We start from the raw sequence: 21,157 nt of genomic DNA, 5'->3' as shown, positions 1-21,157 counted from the left end.
GGCTGCTCACAGGCTCGCGGCAAGGGCCTTTCGCTCCGCGACGGCGCGCTCCGTCGCGTGCAGCCTGATCACCAGGCCGGTCAGTGCCACTCCGATCACACCCCACATGGTGGCGAGCGTGATCAGCGATGCCCGCCGGAAGAACCACAACGTGTCGGCGGGGAAGTCCCCGACCTCGTTGACCGTCGTGAACAGCTCCCCGGCGACGACCATCACGACCAGGTAGGCCGCGATCGCGCCGACCACGGCGAGATAGGTGCCGAACCGTCCGCGCAGCCGCACGGCGGCGTACGTCACCACCACGGCAGCCACGACCGAGAGGGCCTGGAAGGCGAAGTAGACCGCGGTGCGGACACCGATGGTGTCGCCGCTGCCGACCGCCGGCGGGGTCGCCGGATATTTGAGGAAGGGCACCAGCGCGACGGCGACGAACCCGATCAGGGTGACGAGGGCCGTCGACTGTCCCGGCGTGAGCCGTCCGATCCGCCCGAGAGCGAATGCGGCGACCAGCCCCAGGATGCCCCCGAGCGCGACGCCGACGGCCAGGGTGCCGGTCAGCAGCCCCCAGGTGCTCTGGTTGGTGCGGGAGACCTCGGCGGCCTCCTCCTCACCGGCCTCGGAGCCCTCGGCGGCATGCGAGTGCGAGTGCCCGTCGCCACCGGCCTCCTCCAGCGCGATGGCAGCACCGACCTGCGGCTCACCGACGGCGTACGCCACCAGGAAGGTGACGACGCCGGCGAGGAGTCCAGCTAGGAGGCCGCGTACGAGAAATGCACGCGGGCTCATCAGTGGCAGGGGTAGCCGAGCAGGTGACGACCGTCGTGGACCCACTCGTGGATGAGCGTGCCGGACGGGATCGAGACGGCGCCCTGGTCGGCGCTGATGAAGAAGAGCACCAGGAGACCGAGCAGACCGAAGAAGAGCGCCCAGGGGGCCAGCTCACGGAGCGGGATGGTGGGAAGGTCGGCGCCGGCGACGGGCGCCACAGCGTGCTGCGACATATGTCCTCCTCAGGGATACCTGCGTCCCTGTTCGTTGGGGTTGGACGGACACTCGGGTCTGACTCCACCGCCGCGGGGCGATGTCACAGTAGCGCGACTGTGCCGGAGTTCCACCGGCTTCCTCATGTCCGTTGCGTGCACTATAGCGGGATCTCAGCGGAGCCACTCGTTGCCGACGAGGTTGGTGAGATCGGCGATGTCGAGCCTCGGTTCGATCCCGGACTCGGGTGCGAGACCGAAGTGCTCCAGCGAGCGCCGGACCCACTCGGCGGCGTCGATGTTGAGCGGGCCGGAGACCCACATCGCGTAGGGCAGGTTCACGAACCTGTTCTCCTTGACGGCCGGGAGGTCGCGGGAGGCCGGGTTGGCCTTGAGCACCTTGACCTTCTCCTCGTAGGACTGCCCCGGGTAGTCCACGAAGTAGATGACGTCGGGCTCGGCGGCAGCGAAGCGCTCCCAGCCGACCTCGGTCCAGGTGTCCTCGACGTCGGCGGTCGCGTTGGTCACTCCGGCGGTGTCGAAGATCGCCTGCGGTCCCCCGAAGGATCCGGACGTGAAGATCGCGTCGGTGCCGGAGTCGAAGAGGAACGCGGTCGGCTCCTCGTCGGGCTTCGGCGCGCTCTCCAGGGCCGCGCGGCGCTCCTCGATGTCGGCGACGACCTTCTTCGCGGTCGCGTCGTGGCCGGTCAGCTCGCCGATGTTGAGCAGATCGGTACGCAGCGCCGTCCAGGCGTCCATGGTGCCGCGGTCACCGTCCTCCTGCCGGCAGGTCTCGCTGAGCAGGTAGGTCTCGATGCCCCGCTCCTGCACCATCTCGGGAATCAGGTTCCGCGACTCGCTGAACCCGTAGCCCCAGCCCGCGAACATCAGCTGCGGGTCGAGGGCCAGGACCGTCTCCAGCGTCGGATGGTCGTCGCCCACGATCTCGAGCTCGTCGACCCTGTCCTCGGGGTAGGCGAGCTCGAGCAGCTGCTGGTCCCGGGCCAGGCCGGTGACCGCGACCAGCTCCTCGCGGGCACCGACGGCCAGGGCGATGGAGATGATCCCGCCGTCGTAGGCGTACAGCTCGGTGACCGGCTGGTCGACCGTGAGCTTCTCGCCGCAGTTCTCGACGGTGATCGCGTCCTGGCCGGCCTCCTCGGCGGCCTTCTCCGCCGTCCCGCAGGCGGTGAGGATCGTGGTGCCGAGCGCGAGCGCGGCGAGGCAGCCGAGGCCGGGGCGTACGTGGCGGGTGATGCGCTGGTTCATGCGGATCGGTCCTTCCGAGGATGGATGAGCAGGTGGGGCTGGTCGAGGTGTGGGTGCGGCACCTGGACCGAGCCGACGCCGAAGTGGTGCTCCACGCGGATGCTGTCGAGCACCTCGACCGGCGGCCCGTGGGCGACGACGGTGGCCGGGCCGCTGTCGGGGTCACTGCCTCGGGGCCGGCCGAGGACGGCGAGCCGGTCGAAGGAGCGGAGCGCCAGGTCGAGGTCGTGGATGGTCGCGACGAGGGTCTCGGCCCGCTCGGCGACGCTCTGCAGCAGCCGCAGCTGCCAGGCGACGTCGAGATGGTTGGTGGGCTCGTCCAGGAGCATCACCGGGCTCTCCTGGGCGAGGCCCCGGGCCATGACCGCGCGGCGCCGCTCGCCGCCGGAGAGCCGGTCGCACGGGTCGTCGATGCGGTCGGCGAGGCCGACGGCGTCGAGGGCCGCCCGGACGATCTCCCGCTCCTGGCGCCCGCCTCGCGACCAGGGCCGGGTGCGGGGCACCCGGCCCAGCGCGACCATCTCCCCGACGAGCAGCTCGGCGGAGGCGACCTCCTCCTGGGGGACGTACGCCAGCCGGCGGGCGCGTTCGCGCGAGCCGATCCGGGCGGTCTCCTGGAGCTGTCCGGACTCGTCGGCGAGACAGGCCTGGCCGGTGCTGGGCCGCAGCACCCCGGCGAGGATCCGCAGCAGCGTCGACTTCCCCACGCCGTTGACGCCGACGATGCCGAGGCGGGCGCCCACCGGCACGTCCAGGTCGACGTCGCGCAGCACCTCGCGCTGGCCCAGCCGCGCTGAGACCCCGCGAAGCCGGAGCGCGGCCGGCGACCCACTCATCGGTCACCGCCGAACCGATACTGACCGCGACCGAGCAGCAGCAGGAACAGCGGCGCGCCGACGACGCCGGTGACCACCCCCAGCGGGATCTCCTGCGGGCGTGCCACCAGCCGGGCGAGCACGTCGACCCACAGCAGGAACACCCCACCTGCCAGGGCCGCGACCGGGAGCACCACCCGGTGCCGCGCGCCCACGAGCAGCCGGGCCGCGTGCGGCACGATCAGACCGACGAACCCGATCCCACCACTGACCGCGACCAGGATCCCGACCAGCACCGCCAGAGCGACGAAGAGAGTCGTACGCAGCGCCGCGACGTTCACGCCGAGCGCGGCAGCGGTCTCAGGCCCTGCGGCGAGGGCGTCCAGCCAGCGGTGCAGAGCCAGCATCCCGAGACCGAGGACGAGGCTGAGTGCCGCGGGCAGCCACAGCTTCTCCCAGCTGGCACCGCCGACGCTGCCGAGCATCCAGAACATCACCGAGTCCGCCGCGCGCGGATCATCGCTCATGAAGACCAGGAACGAGGCGATGGCGGAGAGCCCCGAGGAGAGCACGACCCCGGAGAGCACCAGCCGGATCGGGGTCAGCCCACCTTGGGCGGTGGCCACCAGCCAGACCAGCAGCGCCGAGCCGACGGCTCCGAGCAGGGCGCCGCCGGAGACGGCGTAGGCGCCGAGACCGGCCAGCGCGCCCGTGGTGATCGCGGCCGTCGCCCCCACCGAGGCGCCGGAGCTGATCCCGAGGAGGAACGGGTCGGCGAGCGGGTTGCGGACCAGGGTCTGCATGCCGGCACCGGCCACGGCCAGACCCGCGCCGACGGCGAGCGCCATCAGCGCCCGGGGGACGCGCAGCTCCCACACGATCACGTCCCACTTCCCCGGTGCGTCGCCCTGGAGCCGGTCGACGACGGCCGCGACGACCTCGCCGAGAGGGATCCGCTCGGAGCCGAAGGCCAGGGACGCCACGGCGCTGAGCGTCGCGGCGAGCAGCAGCCCGACGGCCAGCGGCACGAACGGCAGCCGCCGCCTCCCGGCACCGGCGGGGCTCGGGATCAGGGTGGGGGTCTCGCGGCACGGCGTCTGCACGCAGTTCGGCCTCTCAGGTCCTCTGGACCCTGGTCGCGAGGGCCGTGACGAACGTCTGAGCCGACAGGTTTTCGGACTCGGGTTCAACCGGCGACGCTGCCTTCCCAGGGACCCGTTCCCCAGTGGCTGCCTAGCGTCGCCGTCGCCCTCACCGCTGCGCGCCAGTCCCGGATTCACACCGGAGTTCCCTGGCATCCATCAGGATGCGTTCGACTCGGCGCAGAGGCTAGCACGGGTCGTCGAACCGGTGCCGGGGATGTTTCCGACGACACGGCGAAGCACAAGATCTAGGAAGTTGCATTGATGTAATTCCCGCATATAGTGGTCCTCGCAGCTGGTTCTCCCACCTCGGCGACGGGGCGGGAGAGGCAAGAGGGAACCCGGTGCGAGTCCGGGACTGCCCCGCAGCGGTGAGTGGGAACGACCGCCGTCACGAAGCACTGGGAGCAAGCCATGCCCCTGGGAAGCGACGGCCACTAGGACCAGCACGACCACGCCCACGAGTCCGAAGACCTGCCAGTGCCCACCTCATGGTGGGGTCCGCGACCTCGAGGGAAGGTCAGGGGATCGAGCGAGCACCACGTGACCGGGTCCGCCCGGGCGCGCTGCCGTCGTCCTCCCTGCCCCGGCACGGATGCACGAGACATCCAGCGGGCCGCGGGGCCCGCGTGAGCAAGGGGCATGGGCTTGATCGACACCGAGGGTCTACCGATCCGCACCGAGAAGTCGGCGTACGTCTTCGACTATCCGATGGCCGAGGACCTGGCCAAGAAGCAGCGGAGCATCTTCTGGACCGCCGAGGAGATCCCGGTCGAGAACGACAAGCAGGATTTCCTGGTCAACATGACCGACGCCGAGCAGGCGGCGGTGAAGACGACGCTGAAGCTGTTCACCATCTACGAGCTGATCCTCGGCGGTGAGGTGTGGGGCGACCGGATCTTCCACGCGTTCCCGCGTCCGGAGGTCCAGATGATGGCCAACGCCTTCTCGTTCGCCGAGCTGAACATGCACGCGCCGTTCTACGCGAAGCTCAACAAGGTGCTGATGATCGACACCGAGGAGTTCTACGACTCCTACAAGAACGACCCGGTGCTGGCCGAGCGGATCCAGTTCGTGTGGGACGCGATCGCCGACGAGGACCTCCTCTACGCGCTGAGCGTCTTCACGCTGATGGAGAACTGCGTCCTCTACTCCAACTTCGCCTTCCTCAAACACTTCCAGTCCGGCGGGAAGAATCTGCTGCAGAACGTGATCAGCGGCATCAACTTCTCCGCCCGCGACGAGAACCTGCACGCCACCGGCGGCGCCTGGCTGTTCAACACCACCCTGGACGAGTACGCCGCCACCGTCCCGGCCGACAAGTTCGAGGCCGAGCGTGACGACCTCTTCGCGAGGGTTCGTGGCGTCGCCGAGCACCTCTACGCCCACGAGGCCCGGATCGTGGAGATGCTCTTCGACCACGGGCCGATCACCGGCATCGACCAGGCCGACCTGGAGACCTTCGTGAGGTCCCGCATCGACATGACCCTGGAGAACATGCGGATGGAGCCGCTGTTCAACGTCGAGGCCAACCCGATCGCCGAGTGGTTCTACAGCGGCATCAACGGCACCCAGTTCCACGACTTCTTCCAGGTCACCGGCAACGAATACAACCGCAACATCGGCGAGACGGAGTTCAGCTTCTAATGAGCAACAGCAACTGGGAGGCGCTCTCCGCCGAGCGCAAGGCCCTGCAGGCCGACGGCGTCGTGCCCGCCTTCATGACCACGGCGGGCTATGCCATGTTCAAGGCCAAGTACACCGTCGCCGACCAGAGCGTCCGGGAGCGCTACGAGACCATCGCCAGCACCGCCGGCGACCTCGCCGACGAGATGTACCCCCGCGAGGACGGCGTCTCCTGGACGGAGCGGTTCTTCGAGGCTATCTGGAACGGCTGGCTCTCGCCGTCGACGCCGGTGCTGTCCAACCTCGGCACCGACCGGGGTCTGCCCGTCTCGTGCGAGGGCTCGTACGTCGAGGACTCGGTGTGGGGCTTCTACGAGACCCTCAAGGAGGCGGCGATCCTCTCCCAGAACGGGTTCGGGACCTCGGCGTACCTCGGTGATGTCCGGCCCCGCGGCGCGAAGTTCAGCGACAACGGCAAGGCCAACGGCGTGGTCCCGGTCTTCTGCAACTTCGTGGAGATGACCAACCAGATCAGCCAGGGCGCCACCCGCCGCGGCTCCTGGGCGGGCTACCTGCCCGTGGACCACCCGGACTTCTACGAGCTCGCCGACCTGATCTTCCGCGAGCCCGCCAACAAGAACATCGGCTGGATCTTCAGCCAGGCGTTCATCGACCGGATGCTGGCCGGGGATCGCGATGCTCTGGAGCGCTACCAGCGGGTGCTGAAGATCCGGGTCGTGCTCGGCAAGGGCTACATCTGGAAGGTCGACACCGTCAACGCGGCCCAGACCGAGTCCTACAAGGCCAACGGGCTGGAGAACAAGGCCTCCAACCTGTGCTCGGAGATCACCCTCTTCTCCGACGAGGACCACTCCTACACCTGCGTGCTCTCCTCGCTGAACCTCTCGACCTACGACGAGTGGAAGGACCAGGACACGGCGTACGTCGCGACCGTCTTCCTCGACGCGGTCGCCGAGGCGTTCCTGCGCAAGGCCCGCACCATCCGTGGTCTGGAGCGGGCGGTGCGCTACACCGAGAAGGCCCGCAGCCTCGGGCTGGGCGTGATGGGCTACCACGACTACCTGCAGAAGCAGCGGGTGCCGTTCGAGTCGGACAAGGCGGCGGCGCTCAACAAGGACATCTTCGAGCGGATCTCGGCGGATGCCGACGCCGCGTCGCGGTGGATGGGCTCGGTCGCGGGCATCCCGGAGTGGTGCGTCGGACGGCGCAACTCCCACCTGATGGCGATCGCGCCGACGATGAGCACCGCGGTGATCGTCGGCGGCACCAGCCAGGGCATCGAGCCGTACGTCGCCAACGTCTGGAACCAGACCACCTCGGCCGGCGAGATGCCGCGGGCCAACCAGAACCTCGTCGAGGTCATGGAGGAGCGCGGGGTCTACGACCAGGCGCACATCGACGACATCGTCGACCACGGCGGTTCCGTCCAGCACGTCGACTGGCTCGACGAGCACGAGAAGGACGTCTTCAAGACGGGCTACGAGATCGACCAGGAGGTCCTGCTCGCTCGCGCATCGGACCGGCAGGTCCACATCGACCAGGCCCAGTCGCTCAACCTGTTCTTCCAGGCCGACGCGACCCCGCAGTACATCAGCAAGATCCACAAGCTGGCCCTGCTCGACCCGAACATCAAGAGCCTGTACTACCTGCGCTCGCGAGCCGGCATCCAGGCCAGCAAGCAGACCCGCACTTCGAACTGACCACCTGCGACCGAGAGGCATGACCATGAACGAGAACCCGACCACCACCGACGCCATCGACGATCTCACCTGGGACGACTGGAGCGACGCCGCGGTCTGTGCCATCGAGAACGGCCCGGACTGCGAGGCCTGCGAAGGATGAGCGACCCCACCACCGGGCGGCCGACGCTGACGGTCTGCCGCGGCTGCTGCTGCGGGACGGAGCGGAAGTCGCCCGGGGTGGACCATGCGGCCGTGCTCACGACGCTGAACGCGGCGGCCGGGGAGTCGGCAACGGTACGTGTCGCCGACTGCCTCGGCCCGTGCGAGCGTGCCGACGTCGTGGTGGTCGGCCCCTCACCCGAGGGGCGGCAGCGCGGGGCGCGGCCGGTCTGGGTCGCCCGGGCCGGCTCGGTGCGGGTCGCCGACGCCCTGGCCGAGTGGACCCGCGCCGGCGGACCGGGCATCGCCGAGGCACCACCCGCCGTCCTGGCTCGGGCCTTCCGTCACGGGCGCTGAGTGATGACGGCGTACGCCGCCGCGACCAGGGCCGCGCCGATGCCGACCCTGCGTGCCAGCGTGGTGGCGCTGACCACGTCGGCGGGGGTGGCGTCGCGGCCGTCGCCCATCACCGCGCGGTGCTCGACACGGTTGCCGTAGTAGCGGTTCGTGCCGCCGAGGCGGATGTCGAGGGCACCCGCGAAGGACGCCTCGACGACGCCGGCGTTCGGGCTCGGGTGCCGCGCGGCGTCGCGCCGCCAGGCCTCCCACGCTTGCCTGGCCCGCGACGACGCGGCGGCCAGGGTGAGCAGGCCGGAGAGGCGCGAACCGGGCAGGTTGAGCAGGTCGTCGAGGCGGGCGCTGGCCCACCCGAAACTCTCGTAGCGGTCGTTGTGGTGCCCGACCATCGCGTCCAGGGTGTTGGCGGCGCGGTAGCCGAGCAGGCCGGGTACGCCCGCGACGGCGCCCCACACCAGCGGTGCGACCACTGCGTCCGAGGTGTTCTCGGCGACGCTCTCGACCACGGCCCGGGAGACCTCGGAAGCGTCGAGCTCCTCGGTGTCGCGGCCTACGAGGTGGGTCAGCCGCTGTCGCGCGGCCGGGAGGTCGCCGCGGTCGAGATGGGCGTGGACGGCCAGCGCCTCCCGCTCCAGCGAGCGGCCGCCCAGGACCGCCCAGGTCGCGGCGGCGGTGACCAGGGTTCTCCCCGCTCTTCCCGGAGCGGCACGTTCGGCAACCGCTCCGAGGACCACCGCTCCCCCGACCAGGGCGGCCGCGTGCAGGACCCCGCGGGCACGGTCGTCCGAATACCAGGCCCGTTCGGCCCGCATCGCCACCGTGCCGAACCCGGCGACGGGGTGGTAGCGCCGCGGGTCCCCGAGCAGCCGGTCGAGCGCGAAGCCTGCGAGGAGCCCGACCGCCCGTGCCCTCATCTCGAAGCTCCTGACCGGGGGCCGCCGGCACTTTCCCGCCATGGCGGGGATGTTCGGCATACCGGGTGGCGAGACGGCGGCATTTTCCCGCCATGGCGGGAAAGTGTCGCTGCCGCGAGGGCGATCCACTCGGGTGTCACGCCTTCACCTGCTGCTCGAGCTGGTGCAGGAGGCGGTCGGTGACCTTGGGCGGACGTACGGCTATCCGCACCCACTCCGGACCGAGCCCGGGGAACGTGTCCGCCCGGCGTACGGCGATGCCCTGCTCGCGCAAGGCCTCACGGACTCCGGCGCCCGGGCGGGCCAGGACGAACGAGGCGGCCGAGGGGACGTACTCGATCTGCTGGTCCCGCAAGCCCGCCTCGAGGTGGTCGCGCCAGGTGGCGATCCGCTCGGCGCGGTCGCGGGCCTCCGCGCTCGCCCGCTCGGTAGCGCAGGCGATCATCGCAGCGGCGGCGGTGGCCGACACCGACCACGGCGTGCGTACGGCCTCGAGGTCGCCGATCGCGGCGGGATCGCCGACGACGTAGCCTGCGCGGACCCCCGGGATCGACCAGTGCTTCGTCAGGCTGCGGATCACCAGCAGGCCCCCTGCATGCTCGCCGGTGAGGGTCTCGGGCTCGGCAGGAACCGCGTCCATGAACGCCTCGTCGACCACGACAAGGCGGCCAGGACGGAGGAGGGCGCGAAGGGTCGTGGCGGGATGGAGCGCGCCGGTGGGGTTGGTCGGGTTGCCGACGACGACGAGGTCCGCGTCGGCGGGCACGGCCGCCGGGTCGAGGGCGAACCCGTCCTCGGCCCGGAGGCGTACCTCGGTGACCGTGTGGCCGGCCTGCTCGAGCGCTGCGTGGGGTTCGGTGAACTGCGGGTGCACGACGACGGGCCGCCGCCATGGCCTGGCCCGGGCGACCAGCGTGAACGCCTCCGCCGCTCCCGCCGTCGGGAGCACCTCGGCCCGCTCGCGGCCGTGGTGCTTGGCCAACGCCGCCCGCGCCGGCCCCTCGTCGGGGTAGGCCGCCGATGCCAGCGACTCGTGCAGCGCCTGGTCCAGCCACTCCGGCCGCTCATCGGGGTAGACGTTCACCGCGAAGTCGAGCAGCCCCTCCCCCACCTCGACATCCCCATGGTGCCGCAGCGGATCGGCCGGCGGGCCGTCCGTCGCGGCGGGCATTTCCCCGCCATGGCGGGATTCTGAAGGCGGGTTGTTGCTCGTCTCTCCGCACTTTCCCGCCATGGCGGGAAAGTGCGGCGCCGACCTATGAGCCGCGACCGCGAACCGGGCCGCCAGGTGCGGATGGCCGGCCCAATGCACATGCAGGTACGAAGCATGCAAGGTCTCCGACGCGTACCCCGTCAGCGCCGAGGCGTCAGCGGCGTCCGCCGAGTTGGCACTTATGCCGGTCGAGTTGGCACTTGTGGGTTGCGAAACTCGACCTTCGTCGTCCACAACTGCAGTCTCGCCCACCACACCTGCCGTTTCGATCGACGTAGGTGACGTCTCGGGCGACGCGACTGACGTCTCGACCTTCCAGGCGGCTCGGGGGCCGGCGGGGGGCGAGGTGGTGGTGCGGTGGAACTCGTGGCCGGTGACCTGCTCGCCGGCGCGGGTGAGGAGGGAGTCGGAGGCAGCAGTGGCGACCGGGTAGCGCAGGGTCAGCCGCTCGCTCATCGCGGCGTGGGCTGGGATGGCACCGGCCATCGGCACGCCGTCGAGGGACTCGGCCAGGTAGAGGAGACCGGCGCACTCGGCGACGGTCGGCACCCCGGCCTCGACGGCCGCCCGGAGGTCGCGGAGCAGGCTCGTGTTGGCGGCGAGGTCGGCGGCGTACATCTCTGGGAAGCCGCCGCCGAGGTAGATCCCCCTGGTGCCCTCGGGCAGCGCGGGATCGGTGAGTGGGTCGAAGGCGCGTACGTCGCAGCCCGCCGCCTCCAGGAGCTCCTCGGTCTCGGGGTAGCGGAACGTGAAGGCGCGTCCGCCGGCCACGGCGATCACGGGAGGAGCCGTGTTGGTCTCGACACGCCTCCGCCTAGCGGCTCCGGCGGCTCGACCGACGGTGCAACCGTTGGTTGAGCCGGCGTCGTGAGGAACGAGCGACGCCGTGTCGAAACCAACACGGTCGCTCTCGCGCAACGCCGCCACCGGATCCCAAGGATCCCCGTCCAGCGCCGGAGCCGAGCGGGCGACGTCGAGCAGGGCGGACAGGTCGAGGTGGGCGGCGACCTGCTCCCCCAGCCGCTCGATCAGCGCGACCGACTCGTCGCGCTCCGCGACCGGGACGAGGCCGAGGTGGCGCGACGGGGACGCGAGCGTCTCGTCGCGGGGGAGCATGCCGAGCACCGGCAGCCCGATCTGCTCCAGCGCTCGCCGGATCTCCTCGGCGTTGCGTCCCGGGGAGCAGCGGTTGAGCACGACTCCCCCGATGCGTACGGATGGGTCGAAGGCTGCCATCCCGGCAGCGATCGCGGCAGCGGAGCGGGACATCCGGGCGACGTCGAGGACCAGGACCACCGGCGAGGAGGTCAGCGCCGCGACGTGGGCGGTGGAGGCGAAGCCGTCGGTGCCGAGGCGGCCGTCGTAGAGGCCCATGACACCCTCGATGACCGCGACGTCCGCGCCGGCGGCGCCGTGGAGCAGCAGCGGCACGACCCGCGACTCCCCCACCAGGTGAGGGTCGAGGTTGCGGCCCGGGCGTCCGGTGGCGAGCGCGTGGTAGCCCGGATCGATGTAGTCCGGGCCCACCTTGTGACCGCTCACGACGCTCCCGGAGGCACGCAGCGCCGCCATCAGCCCGGTCGCGATCGTCGTCTTCCCCGAGCCGGTCGAGGGAGCAGCGACCACCAGCCGGGGCAGGGTCACCATTCGATGCCCCGCTGGCCCTTCTGGCCGGCGTCCATCGGGTGCTTGATCTTGGTCATCTCGGTGACCAGGTCCGCGACCTCGAGCACGGCGGGGTCGGCGTCGCGGCCGGTGATCACCACGTGCTGGCGCCCCGGCCGCTCGGCGAGGACGGAGGCGACCTCCGCGGCGTCGACCCAGCCCCATTTGATCGGGTAGGTGAACTCGTCGAGGACGAGCAGGTCGTACGTCTCCGCGGCCAGGCACCGCTTGATCTCGGCCCAGCCCTCGGCGGCGGCCGCGGCGTGGTCCTCGGCGTCGCCCTGCTTGCGGCTCCAGGACCAGCCGGAACCCATCTTGTGCCAGTCGACCGGCCCGCCCTCGCCGGTCTCCTCGTGCAGCTTCCCGAGGCGCTCGAGCACGGTCTGCTCGCCGATGCGCCACTTGGCCGACTTCACGAACTGGAAGACCCCGATCCGCCAGCCCTGGTTCCAGCCGCGCAGCGCGAGCCCGAAGGCGGCGGTCGACTTCCCCTTGCCGGGGCCGGTGTGGACCATCACCAGGGGCCGGTTGCGACGCTGGCGGGTGGTGAGCCCGTCATCAGGTACGTTCAGCGGCTGTCCCTTCGGCATCAGGCAGCGCCCCTTCCCATGGTGGATCCGGTGAACCCGTGGACGGCGGAGGTCAGCGCCTCGGCGCTCACCTCGGCGACCGGCACGTGCTCGGCGCCCAGGTGCACGGCCAGCTGGCGGGCCAGCCCGAGCCGCATCGGCCCGCTCTCGGAGTCGATGACGACCGTGGTGACACCGAGTCCGGCGACGTACGCGGCGGCCTGCTGCGAGCGCCGGACGGCCTCCTTGCCGTGGGTCTTGGAGTTCGCGCGACCGTCGGTGACGACCACCAGCAGCGGTCGCAGATCGGGGTCACGCAGGTGCTCGCGCTGGAGCACGCGGGCGGCCTCGAGGAGGCCTTCGGCCAGCGGCGTACGTCCTCCGGCGGGCACCTCGTCGAGGCGGGCCGCGGCGAGGTCGACCGACCCGGTCGGCGGCAGCACCAGCTCGGCACCCTCACCCCGGAAGGTGATCATCCCGACCTTGTCGCGGCGCCGGTAGGCGTCGAGCAGCAGCGAGAGGACGGCGCCCTTGACCTGCGCCATCCGCTTGCGTGCGGCCATCGACCCGGAGGCGTCCACGCAGAAGAGGACCAGGTTGGCCTCGCGGCCCTCGCGGACCGCGGTGCGGAGGTCCTCGATCCGGAGCTCGACCTTCGACGAGGTACGGTCCCGGGCGCTCTGCTTGCCTGCGGCCGCCTTGAGCGTCTCGACGAGGTGGAGCGAGCCACGGGTGCTGGTGTCCGCGCCGATGCGGCGGCCGCTGCTGCCGATCGCCTTGCTCCGGCCGCCGGAGCGGCCGGTGCCCAGGCCGGAGACGGTCAGCAGGCGGGGGCGGTATGCGGCGCCTGCGGCGGTGACCGTGTTGGTTTCGACACCGCTCGCTGCGCTCGCGGGCTCAACCAGCGAAGAGTCGTCGCTCGCGGGCTCGACCGGCGGGGACTGCTGATCGGTGGTCGGGGACTCCGCGTCGGTCGAGTCGTCGGAGCCGCCAGGCGGAGGCCCAGCGGAATCTGGCTCAGTGGGACCAACAGAGTCGTCAGCGCCACCTTCGTCGGAGTCCCCACCCTCAGGCGGCTCGGGCGGTAGCTCCTCGTCGCCGAGGATGCGGTCGAGCAGGTCCTCGTCGAGCCCGGGAGCGTCGAAGGGGTTGCGACGGCGGCGGTGCGGGAGGGCCAGCAGCGCGGCCCGGCGGATGTCTTCGCGGGTGACCTCGGAGCGCCCGGCCCAGGCGGCGTGCGCGACCGCGGTGCGGGCGGTGACGATGTCGGCGCGCAGCCCGTCGACCTCGAACGCCGCGCAGACCTCGGCGATCTTGAGCAGACCGGGCGCGGTGAGCCGGACCTTCCCGACGAGGGCGCGGGCGGTGGAGACGCGTGCGGTCAGGTCACGCTCGGCGGCCACATAGCGCTCGACGAACGCGGGCGCGTCCAGGTCGAACGCCATCCGGCGGCGTACGACCTCGGCGCGCAGCGCCGGATCCCGGGGCGCGGCGACCTCGACGGTGAGCCCGAAGCGGTCCAGGAGCTGCGGGCGCAGCTCGCCCTCCTCGGGGTTCATCGTGCCGATCAGCACGAACCGTGCGGCGTGCTCGACCGAGACCCCGTCGCGCTCGACCGAGACCCGGCCCATCGCCGCCGCGTCCAGCAGCAGGTCGACCAGGTGGTCGTGGAGCAGGTTGACCTCGTCGACGTAGAGCAGGCCGCGGTGGGCCCGCGCCAGCAGCCCCGGCTCGAACTCGACGGCGCCGCGCGAGAGCGCGCTCTCCAGGTGGAGCGAGCCGACGACGCGGTCCTCGGTGGCGCCGACCGGGAGCTCGACCAGCCGCACCGGCCGGCTCTCCACGACGGCGGCGGACCCGAACGGGCCGTCCGGCGACTCCGCGGAGGGGTCGGCCGGGTCGATCGAGAACCGATCCCCGGCGTAGACCGAGATCGAGGGCAGCACGGCCGCCAGACCGCGTACGGCCGTCGACTTCGCGGTCCCCTTCTCGCCACGGACCAGGACCCCGCCGATCTCCGGGGAGATGGTGGTGAGCACGAGCGCGAGGCCCATGTCGTCGAGGTCGTCCGCCTGGCAGCCGAGGACGGCAGAAAATGGGTAGTGCACCGGCATGAGAGGCTCCCGCTCCCTATCGCGTTGATTGGATGGACGCGGGGCCGGTCTTCGGACTTGTCGAGTCCCCGTGATGGGGCTCGATTCACCGCAGCGGGCCTGTGCCGGAATCTCACCGGCTTCCCAGATTCTCCCCAGTCGGGGCACCTCGCGCCTGTGCGGTCACTGTAGCGTCTGGCCTCATGATCGTCGTGGTGGGCATCGGTGCCGGAGGTTGGGACGAGATTCCCGTACGTCACCAGCAGCTGATCCTGGAGTCCGCCGTCCTCCTCGGCGGCAAGCGTCATCTCGACCTCGTCCCCGACGTACCCGGCCAGCGCCGCGAGCCCTGGCCGTCCCCGCTGCGCGAGGGGCTCCCGGCTCTCCTCGAGTCGCTGCCGGACGGCTCACCCGTCGTGGCGCTGGCCTCGGGCGACCCGCTGGTCTCCGGCATCGGAACGACCCTGATCTCGCTTCTCGGCCGGAAGAACGTACGCATCGAGCCGGCCGTCTCCTCCGTCGCCCTCGCCCGCGCCCGGATGGGCTGGCCGGCGGAGTCGTGCGCGGTCGTCAGCGTCGTCGGCCGCGACGTGTCGCTGGTCGCCCGCGAGCTCGCCCCCGCTCGCCGGATCCTCGCGCTCTCCTCGGACGGATCGACCCCCGCCTCGATCGCGAACCTCCTGGTCACGGCCGGTTTCGGAGGGTCCATGATGACCGTTCTGGGCGATCTGGGAGCGGAGACCGAGAGCGCGCGGACCGGGACCGCCTCGACCTGGGCGGGCGAGTCGCCGCGGCTCAACGTCGTGGCGATCGAGTGCGTCGGCACCACCCTCCTCGGCTGGGCCGCGGGCCTGCCCGACGACGTCTTCGAGAACGATGGTCAGCTCACCAAGCGCGACCTGCGCGCCTCTGCTCTGGCACGCCTGGCCCCCACCCCCGGGGCGCACCTGTGGGACGTCGGCGCCGGCGCCGGCTCGGTCGGGATCGAGTGGATGCGGGCGCACCCCTCCTGCACCACGACCGCGGTCGAGGCCTCGCCCGAGCGGGCGGCCCGGATCGCCCGCAATGCGACCCGTCTCGGCGTGCCCGGCCTCACCGTCGTCCAGGGCCGCGCCCCCGACGCGCTGCGCGATCTCCCTGCGCCCGACGCGATCTTCATCGGCGGCGGCGCCACCCGCACCGGAGTGCTCGACACCTGCCTGGCCGCCCTCCGCCCCGGCGGCCGGCTCGTCGTCCACGGTGTGACGCTGGAGACCGAGCAGCTGCTGGCCACCGCCTATCAGCAGCACGGCGGCGAGCTCACCCGCATCGCCGTCGAGACCTCCGCCCCCATCGGCACCTTCACCGGCTGGACTCCCGCACGGACGGTGACGCAGTGGTCCTTCGTCGTCCCTGCCGACGGCTCCGTCGGAGCGTCTATCCGTTGGTGAAACTCCGGTGAACGAAAATTCGTTCGCCCGCCGCGTCCCCGCCCACACCCAGGGAAGGAAAATTCCTTCCGCTACCAACGGGTCCGAACTGGAGGCCTCGCCGCCGAACGAATTTTCGTTCGCCTCCGGTCCGCCACCGAGCGGCGGTCGCCGCGTGGAAGAAAAATTCCTTCCACCCACCAAACCACCCCGACTACCGGTGCAAGGTCAAACCAGGATTCCCAAGCCCGTGACCAACTCAAAACTCCGCGCCACACCCCTGCCGCCGACCCGAAAGCCAGCCAAAATTCTCGGCGACGTCCGGTGTCAAGGCGATGTATCGAGCTTGTCGAGATGATCGCCGAAGGCGACCGGCGCCAGCCGGCGGCCGAAGGCCGTCCTTTACTCCGGACGGCGCCGAGAACACCCTCCAAGAACGGGTCGGCGGCAAACACCAACCACGAAAAACCTCAGCGCCCCGAGAGATACCTCTCCTCATGAACCACGGAGGACAGCTCCGACCGATGCCTCCACCCAAACCGCTCGAGGTCGGGAACACCCGGGAGACCTTCGACGTGTCCGACGCAGAGCCAAGCCACCGGACGTACGTGCGACGGAAGCCCGACCAGCGACCGCAGGAACTCCTCGCGGTAGAAGCTGACCCAGCCAACGCCGAGGCCCTCGGCGGTGGCGGCGAGCCAGAGGTTCTGGATCGCGAGGACGGTCGAGTAGAGCCCCGCGTCGGCGATGGCATGCCGCCCGAGGACCTGTGACCCGCCGCGAGTCGGGTCGTAGCCGACGACCACCCCGAGCCCGGACTCGCAGATGCCCTCGATCTTGATCCGGGAGAACGTCTCGGCCCGCTCCCCGGAGAGCGAGGACGCGAACACGTCCCGCTCGGTGGCAACGTGCTCACGGAAGGCCGCCAGCGTCTCCGGCGAGCGCACCAGCACGAAGTCCCACGGCTGCGTCATCCCGACACTCGGCGCGGCGTGGGCTGCCGACAGAACCCGCTCGAGCACGGCAGGGTCGACCGGCTCACCGGTGAACTCCGCACGCGTGTCCCGACGGCGGTTGATCGCGTCGTAGAGCTCCATCAGGCACCTCTCGCCCTGGTGGTCGAGCTTGTCGAGACCCGCGGGCGAGCCGCATCGTAGAGGAACGACTCGCCTCCGTCGCGGGCCAGGGCGGGCCCGGCGAGGATGATGGCTGCCTGCCTCAGACCCGCCTCCTCGACCGCGTCGGAGATGGTCGACACCGTCCCGCGAAGCACCCGCTCCTCGGGCTGGCTGGCGCGGTAGACGACCACCACCGGGCACTCCGGGCCGTAGTAGGGCAGCAGCTCGGCCATCAGCTCACGGGTGCGACGGATCGCCAGGTGGAGCACGAGCGTGGCGCCGGTCGCGGCGTACGCGGCGAGAGACTCCCCCTCAGGCATGGCCGTCGACCTGGCCTGCGTGCGAGTGAGGACGACCGACTGCGCCACCAGCGGCACGGTCAGCTCCCGGCCCACGAGCGCGGCTGCCGCGGCGTAGGCGGGCACGCCCGGCGTCACGTCCCAGGGCACCTGGGCGGCATCGAGCCGCCGGGTCTGCTCGGCGACCGCCGAGTAGACCGACGGGTCGCCGGAGACGAGGCGTACGACCTGCTTGCCATCCCGGTGCGCGGCGACGATCTCGCCGACGATCTGGTCCAGGTCGAGCTTCTGGGTGTCGACCAGCTCGGCCGCGGGGCTGCAGTGCGCCAGCACGTCGGGGTCCAGGTAGGTGCCGGGGTAGAGCACCACGTCGGCGGCCTCGAGCAGTCTCGTCGCGCGTACGGTCAGCAGGTCGGCCGCGCCGGGGCCGGCACCGACGAAGTGCACGGTCTGCTGGGTGGTCACTGGACGTACCTCGGCGTCCAGACCTGCCCAGCGGCGGTCGCCCGGGTCGAGCTCGCCCCGACGATGACCAGGCACTTCATGTCGATGGTCGATGGGTCGAGGTCACCGAGCGTGGTCACCGTCAGCGACTCCTCGGCCCGCCCGACGTCACGCCCGACGACGACCACGGTGTCCGGCTTGCGCTGCTCGAGGAGCACGTCGCGAGCCCGGCCGATCTGCTCGGTGCGCGAGCGCGAGGCCGGGTTGTAGATGGCCAGCACGAGGTCGGCGGCCGCGACCGCGCGCAGGCGGTCCTCCACGACGGACCACGGCTTGAGCCGGTCGGAGAGGGACATCACCGCGAAGTCGGCCCCGACCGGGGCGCCCGCCCGCGCGGCCACCGCCTGGACGGCGCTGACCCCGGGCAGCACCCGGACGCGTACGCCGGCATAGGCCGGATCCTCGGCCGCCTCGAAGACGGCTGACGCCATCCCGAAGACACCCGCGTCGCCGCCGGAGACGACGGCGACCCGCTCCCCGGCGAGCGCCAGGTCCAGCGCGTGCCGGGCCCGGTCGACCTCGACGGTGTTGCCCGACGCGTGCCGCCGCAGCCCTTCGCGTTGCGGCACCCGGTTGACGTACGGCGCGTAGCCGACGACGTGGCCGACCTCGGCCAGCGCCGAGCTCACCTCGGGCGTCAGCCACCCGTCCGGCCCCGGCCCGAGTCCGACGACGAGGACCTCCCCGGTGTCCCCGGAGGTCGAGCCCGTCGAGACGCCCCCGCGCGTCACCTCGACGGACTCGACCGCGGGGAGCTCTTGCCGCAGCCGCGCCGCGGCGGGTCCGGGAGCCGTGTCTCCGGGCACCACGATGAGCGAGAAGTACGGCACGGAGGACGGGTCGACATCGGCCACCGGCAGCCAGCGCTCCTCGGGCTGCGAGGCACGCTCGACGTACCACGCACCGTCGAGCCGCCCGGCGGCAGCGAGCGCGGAACGGACCGCGGGGAAGGTCCGGCCGAGCTTCATGATGATCGCCGCCTCGGTGTCGGCGAGCCGACGGGCGAGCTCGGGCTCGGGCAGGGTCCCCGGGAGGACCGTGAGCACGTCGGTCTGGCGCACCAGCGGGGTCGAGACCGCGGCGGTGGCGGCCGCGAAGGCGGGGACGCCCGGCACGACGGAGGTCTCGTAGACCTCCTTGAACCGGTCGTGGAGGTACATCGAGGAGCCGTAGAAGAGCGGGTCGCCCTCGGCGAGCAGGACCACGTCGCGGCCGGCGTCGAGATGGGCGGAGAGCCGGACCGCGCAGGACTCGTAGAACTCGGCCATCGCCCCGACGTAACCGCCCGGGTGCGAGGTGGTCCCGGTGGTGACCGGGTAGCGCAGCTCCTCCTCCACCGCGTCGGCGGGGATCAGGGACGACGCGATCCGCCGAGCGTGCGACTGCTTGCGCACCCCGGCGTGGTAGGCGATCACGGGGGCCGCGCCGATCAGCCGGGCGGCCTTGAGGGTGATCAGCTCGGGATCGCCCGGACCGATCCCGACGACGGTGAACCGCCCGCGTACATCGGTGCTCATTCCTGCTCCTGGGCGAGTGCGTTGAGGGCGGAGGAGGTCATCGCGGAGCCGCCGCGGCGGCCCCGGACGGTGACGTAGGGGATGTCGATCCCGTGGTCGGCGGCGAACGAGGCGAGCGCCTCCTTGGACTCGGCCGCGCCGATGAAGCCGACCGGGCAGCCGACGATCGCGGCCGGCCGCGGACCGCCGTCGAGGATCATCTCGAGCAGGTGGAAGAGCGCCGTCGGGGCGTTGCCGATGGCGACCACCGCGCCCTCGAGGTAGGGCTCCCACAGCGACAGCGCGGCGGCGGTGCGGGTCGTTCCCCACTCGCGCGCGAGCGCCGGGACCCGGTCGTCACCGAGCATGCAGAGCACCTCGTTGTCGCGCGGAAGCCGGCTGCGGGTGACCCCGGTGGCAACCATCGTCGCGTCGCACAGGATCGGCGCTCCTGCCTCCAGCGCGCCCCGGGCGGCCTTCACCAGTCCGGGGTGGATGACCAGGTCGGAGGCGAGGTCGACCTGCCCGCTGCCGTGGATCATCCGCACCGCGAGCCGCTCGGCGTCGGCCGGCACGGCAGAGAGGTCGGCCTCGCGCCGGATGGTCGCGAAGGAGTCGACGTAGATCGCCGGCCCCTGGTCGATGTAGTCGTAGCGCCGGGGCGGCCGCACCTGCGGCGACGGCACGAGTACGCCACGCCACGGCGTCACCACGACCGCCGGCACCCGCTCCGCCAGCGCCGAGACCGCGGCCCGGTCCAGGGCGCCGTCCGGGGCGGCGACGTGCTCGCCACCGGGCACCGGCCCGTAGCCGAGCTCCTCGGCCGGGGCAGGGACCCGATCGTCGGCCGCGACCGGCTCGACCATCGGTGCGTCCAGCTCGGAGACGTGCCAGGGCGCCGACGGCCCCTCGCCGCGTACGTCCAGGAAACGTGAGGCGAGCGCGACCAGCCGGGAAGCGGCCTCGGCGAGCGGCACGACCGGCCCCCAGGAGCCGCCGACGCGCAACTGTCCCTCCGTGGCAGACAGCGCCACCACGCCCAGGTCGCACTCCCGCGAGACCAGGTCGCCGCGACCGTCGTCGAGCACGAAGAGGAACCGGCCCGGCAGCGCGGCCAGCCGCGGCGAGGCGCACAGCAGCCGGTCCAGGGACGCCGCGACGCCGCGCAGGTCGGCCCGGCCACTGGCTAGCCCCGTCTGCGGAGAGACCATCACGTTGCGTACGAGCTCGTGGGTCTGCGCCGGCACCAGTCCGGTCGCCTTCAGCGCGGTGAGCACCTCGCCCGGCAGCCCGCCGTCGACGCTCGGCAGGCCGCGCACCTGCAGGTTGGCGCGACCGGTGAGGTAGATCCGCCCGTCGCCGTAGGTCTCCGCCACGGAGATCAGCGAGAGCAGCGCGGCGGACGAGACGGACCCGCCGATCAGGCGCAGCCGCACCAGCAGGCCGTCCTCGGCCGCCCACGGACGACCGACTCCGGGGCACCGGTCGGTTCGGACTCGCGACATCAGGACACCTGCTCTGCGTCATGTGCCCTTGCGCGGGGCACGTGGTGACCTGGCGGCGGGCGCCGCCAGAGCCAGCAGGTCTTCGGACTCGGAATCGATCGGAACGGAGCGCCTTCCCGGAGCCAGGCTCCAGTGGCTGCTCTCCCCGGAAGGAGGGCGTGCCCCGCCCGTCATCCTCACCGCTGCGCGTCAGTCCCGGACTTTCACCGGGTTCCCTGACCCCATCAGGCATGGAGTACGACTGGCAGGGCGAGACTACCGACTTGGGGACACGGCGCCGAATTGCTCGCCGCCCGGCCGGGGTTTGTGCCAATGTTCGGC

Annotated in this window: 17 protein-coding genes, 1 pseudogene and 4 riboswitches; of the genes and pseudogenes, 4 read left to right on the top strand and 14 right to left on the bottom strand. The window is 71.6% G+C overall.

The genetic code is table 11. The features are described 5' to 3' along the window. Window positions 1–6 precede the first annotated feature (6 nt). The 5 genes from ACIO3S_RS16470 to ACIO3S_RS16450 all read right to left on the bottom strand — a co-directional run bounded on the left by ACIO3S_RS16470 (window position 7) and on the right by ACIO3S_RS16450 (window position 4,101). Window positions 7–786 carry a CbtA family protein gene (locus tag ACIO3S_RS16470; RefSeq protein WP_400465602.1) on the bottom strand — a complete coding sequence of 260 codons (780 nt, stop codon included), beginning with the start codon at window positions 784–786 and terminating at the stop codon, window positions 7–9. Beyond that, complete coding sequence (locus tag ACIO3S_RS16465; protein WP_160028078.1) at window positions 786–1,001, bottom strand: CbtB-domain containing protein; 216 nt, start codon at window positions 999–1,001, stop codon at window positions 786–788. The genes ACIO3S_RS16470 and ACIO3S_RS16465 overlap by 1 nt, the downstream gene beginning before the upstream one ends. Before the next feature lie 153 nt (window positions 1,002–1,154). Then, on the bottom strand, window positions 1,155–2,249 hold the full coding sequence (locus ACIO3S_RS16460) for an ABC transporter substrate-binding protein (protein WP_400465599.1): 1,095 nt from the start codon (window positions 2,247–2,249) through the stop codon (window positions 1,155–1,157). Then, a complete protein-coding gene (locus ACIO3S_RS16455) occupies window positions 2,246–3,085 on the bottom strand; it encodes an ABC transporter ATP-binding protein (RefSeq protein ID WP_400465596.1) in 840 nt (279 codons plus the stop codon). The genes ACIO3S_RS16460 and ACIO3S_RS16455 overlap by 4 nt, the downstream gene beginning before the upstream one ends. Further along, entirely contained in the window at window positions 3,082–4,101 is a 1,020-nt protein-coding gene (locus ACIO3S_RS16450) for a FecCD family ABC transporter permease (protein ID WP_400466444.1), read from the bottom strand. Before ACIO3S_RS16450 ends, ACIO3S_RS16455 begins: the two co-directional genes overlap by 4 nt. A 110-nt stretch (window positions 4,102–4,211) precedes the next feature. Further along, window positions 4,212–4,396: riboswitch (cobalamin riboswitch) on the bottom strand. Between the two features lie 89 nt (window positions 4,397–4,485). Next, a riboswitch (cobalamin riboswitch) is annotated at window positions 4,486–4,703 on the top strand. Between the two features lie 151 nt (window positions 4,704–4,854). Here ACIO3S_RS16450 and ACIO3S_RS16445 point away from each other — a divergent pair. The 3 genes from ACIO3S_RS16445 (at window position 4,855) to ACIO3S_RS16435 (ending at window position 8,051) form a co-directional block, all read left to right on the top strand. Next, window positions 4,855–5,853 carry a ribonucleotide-diphosphate reductase subunit beta gene (locus ACIO3S_RS16445; protein WP_201451261.1) on the top strand — a complete coding sequence of 333 codons (999 nt, stop codon included), beginning with the start codon at window positions 4,855–4,857 and terminating at the stop codon, window positions 5,851–5,853. Next, window positions 5,853–7,553, top strand: coding sequence for a ribonucleoside-diphosphate reductase subunit alpha (locus ACIO3S_RS16440; protein ID WP_350844723.1), 1,701 nt, complete (start codon window positions 5,853–5,855; stop codon window positions 7,551–7,553). Before ACIO3S_RS16445 ends, ACIO3S_RS16440 begins: the two co-directional genes overlap by 1 nt. A gap of 138 nt (window positions 7,554–7,691) precedes the next feature. Next, window positions 7,692–8,051 carry a (2Fe-2S) ferredoxin domain-containing protein gene (locus tag ACIO3S_RS16435; protein WP_350844721.1) on the top strand — a complete coding sequence of 120 codons (360 nt, stop codon included), beginning with the start codon at window positions 7,692–7,694 and terminating at the stop codon, window positions 8,049–8,051. Here ACIO3S_RS16435 and ACIO3S_RS16430 read toward each other — a convergent pair. The 4 genes from ACIO3S_RS16430 to ACIO3S_RS16415 form a co-directional block, all read right to left on the bottom strand. Next, window positions 8,039–8,965: a cobalamin biosynthesis protein gene (locus ACIO3S_RS16430; protein ID WP_400465591.1), complete on the bottom strand. Its 927-nt coding sequence runs from the start codon at window positions 8,963–8,965 to the stop codon at window positions 8,039–8,041. The two genes, ACIO3S_RS16435 and ACIO3S_RS16430, sit on opposite strands and share 13 nt — an antisense overlap. 136 nt (window positions 8,966–9,101) lie before the next feature. Next, window positions 9,102–11,825: a cobyrinate a,c-diamide synthase gene (locus tag ACIO3S_RS16425; protein WP_400465588.1), complete on the bottom strand. Its 2,724-nt coding sequence runs from the start codon at window positions 11,823–11,825 to the stop codon at window positions 9,102–9,104. Then, complete coding sequence (cobO, locus tag ACIO3S_RS16420; RefSeq protein WP_160028064.1) at window positions 11,819–12,433, bottom strand: cob(I)yrinic acid a,c-diamide adenosyltransferase; 615 nt, start codon at window positions 12,431–12,433, stop codon at window positions 11,819–11,821. Before cobO ends, ACIO3S_RS16425 begins: the two co-directional genes overlap by 7 nt. Further along, window positions 12,433–14,526, bottom strand: a complete 2,094-nt coding sequence (locus tag ACIO3S_RS16415; RefSeq protein WP_400465583.1) for a magnesium chelatase subunit D family protein — start codon at window positions 14,524–14,526, stop codon at window positions 12,433–12,435. The genes cobO and ACIO3S_RS16415 overlap by 1 nt, the downstream gene beginning before the upstream one ends. A gap of 24 nt (window positions 14,527–14,550) precedes the next feature. Further along, window positions 14,551–14,692: riboswitch (cobalamin riboswitch) on the bottom strand. Between the two features lie 16 nt (window positions 14,693–14,708). Here ACIO3S_RS16415 and cbiE point away from each other — a divergent pair. Continuing rightward, a complete protein-coding gene (cbiE, locus tag ACIO3S_RS16410) occupies window positions 14,709–15,935 on the top strand; it encodes a precorrin-6y C5,15-methyltransferase (decarboxylating) subunit CbiE (RefSeq protein ID WP_400465581.1) in 1,227 nt (408 codons plus the stop codon). Between the two features lie 449 nt (window positions 15,936–16,384). Here the strand turns inward: cbiE and bluB are convergent, their stop codons facing one another. The 5 genes and pseudogenes from bluB to ACIO3S_RS16385 all read right to left on the bottom strand — a co-directional run. Next, complete coding sequence (bluB, locus tag ACIO3S_RS16405; RefSeq protein ID WP_350712985.1) at window positions 16,385–17,011, bottom strand: 5,6-dimethylbenzimidazole synthase; 627 nt, start codon at window positions 17,009–17,011, stop codon at window positions 16,385–16,387. Next, window positions 17,011–17,796 (bottom strand): precorrin-4 C(11)-methyltransferase, encoded by a 786-nt coding sequence (cobM, locus tag ACIO3S_RS16400; protein ID WP_400465577.1) that lies wholly within the window; start codon window positions 17,794–17,796, stop codon window positions 17,011–17,013. The genes bluB and cobM overlap by 1 nt, the downstream gene beginning before the upstream one ends. Beyond that, the gene (gene cobJ, locus ACIO3S_RS16395; RefSeq protein ID WP_400465574.1) at window positions 17,793–19,352 is read right to left on the bottom strand and encodes a precorrin-3B C(17)-methyltransferase; all 1,560 of its coding nucleotides are present in this window, start codon (window positions 19,350–19,352) and stop codon (window positions 17,793–17,795) included. The genes cobM and cobJ overlap by 4 nt, the downstream gene beginning before the upstream one ends. Further along, a complete protein-coding gene (locus ACIO3S_RS16390) occupies window positions 19,349–20,002 on the bottom strand; it encodes a precorrin-8X methylmutase (protein WP_201451410.1) in 654 nt (217 codons plus the stop codon). Before ACIO3S_RS16390 ends, cobJ begins: the two co-directional genes overlap by 4 nt. Window positions 20,003–20,647: 645 nt before the next feature. Next, window positions 20,648–20,836 (bottom strand): annotated as a pseudogene (locus tag ACIO3S_RS16385) (nitrite reductase); the annotation flags it as partial. A gap of 55 nt (window positions 20,837–20,891) precedes the next feature. Continuing rightward, a riboswitch (cobalamin riboswitch) is annotated at window positions 20,892–21,097 on the bottom strand. Window positions 21,098–21,157: the final 60 nt, after the last annotated feature.

Source organism: Nocardioides sp. NPDC087217, from assembly GCF_044744805.1.
Lineage (GTDB): Bacteria > Actinomycetota > Actinomycetes > Propionibacteriales > Nocardioidaceae > Nocardioides.
The sequence above is the reverse complement of the archived record's forward strand: the minus strand, read 5'-3'. Positions and strand labels throughout refer to the sequence as shown.

Excerpts from the sequence above, each read along its gene's own strand:
- ACIO3S_RS16470 (WP_400465602.1), bottom strand. The coding sequence starts at position 786 with ATGAGCCCGCGTGCATTTCTCGTACGCGGCCTCCTAGCTGGACTCCTC.
- ACIO3S_RS16465 (WP_160028078.1), bottom strand. The coding sequence starts at position 1,001 with ATGTCGCAGCACGCTGTGGCGCCCGTCGCCGGCGCCGACCTTCCCACC.
- ACIO3S_RS16460 (WP_400465599.1), bottom strand. The coding sequence starts at position 2,249 with ATGAACCAGCGCATCACCCGCCACGTACGCCCCGGCCTCGGCTGCCTC.
- ACIO3S_RS16455 (WP_400465596.1), bottom strand. The coding sequence starts at position 3,085 with ATGAGTGGGTCGCCGGCCGCGCTCCGGCTTCGCGGGGTCTCAGCGCGG.
- ACIO3S_RS16440 (WP_350844723.1), top strand. The coding sequence starts at position 5,853 with ATGAGCAACAGCAACTGGGAGGCGCTCTCCGCCGAGCGCAAGGCCCTG.
- ACIO3S_RS16435 (WP_350844721.1), top strand. The coding sequence starts at position 7,692 with ATGAGCGACCCCACCACCGGGCGGCCGACGCTGACGGTCTGCCGCGGC.
- ACIO3S_RS16430 (WP_400465591.1), bottom strand. The coding sequence starts at position 8,965 with ATGAGGGCACGGGCGGTCGGGCTCCTCGCAGGCTTCGCGCTCGACCGG.
- ACIO3S_RS16425 (WP_400465588.1), bottom strand. The coding sequence starts at position 11,825 with ATGGTGACCCTGCCCCGGCTGGTGGTCGCTGCTCCCTCGACCGGCTCG.
- cobO (WP_160028064.1), bottom strand. The coding sequence starts at position 12,433 with ATGCCGAAGGGACAGCCGCTGAACGTACCTGATGACGGGCTCACCACC.
- ACIO3S_RS16415 (WP_400465583.1), bottom strand. The coding sequence starts at position 14,526 with ATGCCGGTGCACTACCCATTTTCTGCCGTCCTCGGCTGCCAGGCGGAC.
- cbiE (WP_400465581.1), top strand. The coding sequence starts at position 14,709 with ATGATCGTCGTGGTGGGCATCGGTGCCGGAGGTTGGGACGAGATTCCC.
- bluB (WP_350712985.1), bottom strand. The coding sequence starts at position 17,011 with ATGGAGCTCTACGACGCGATCAACCGCCGTCGGGACACGCGTGCGGAG.
- cobJ (WP_400465574.1), bottom strand. The coding sequence starts at position 19,352 with ATGAGCACCGATGTACGCGGGCGGTTCACCGTCGTCGGGATCGGTCCG.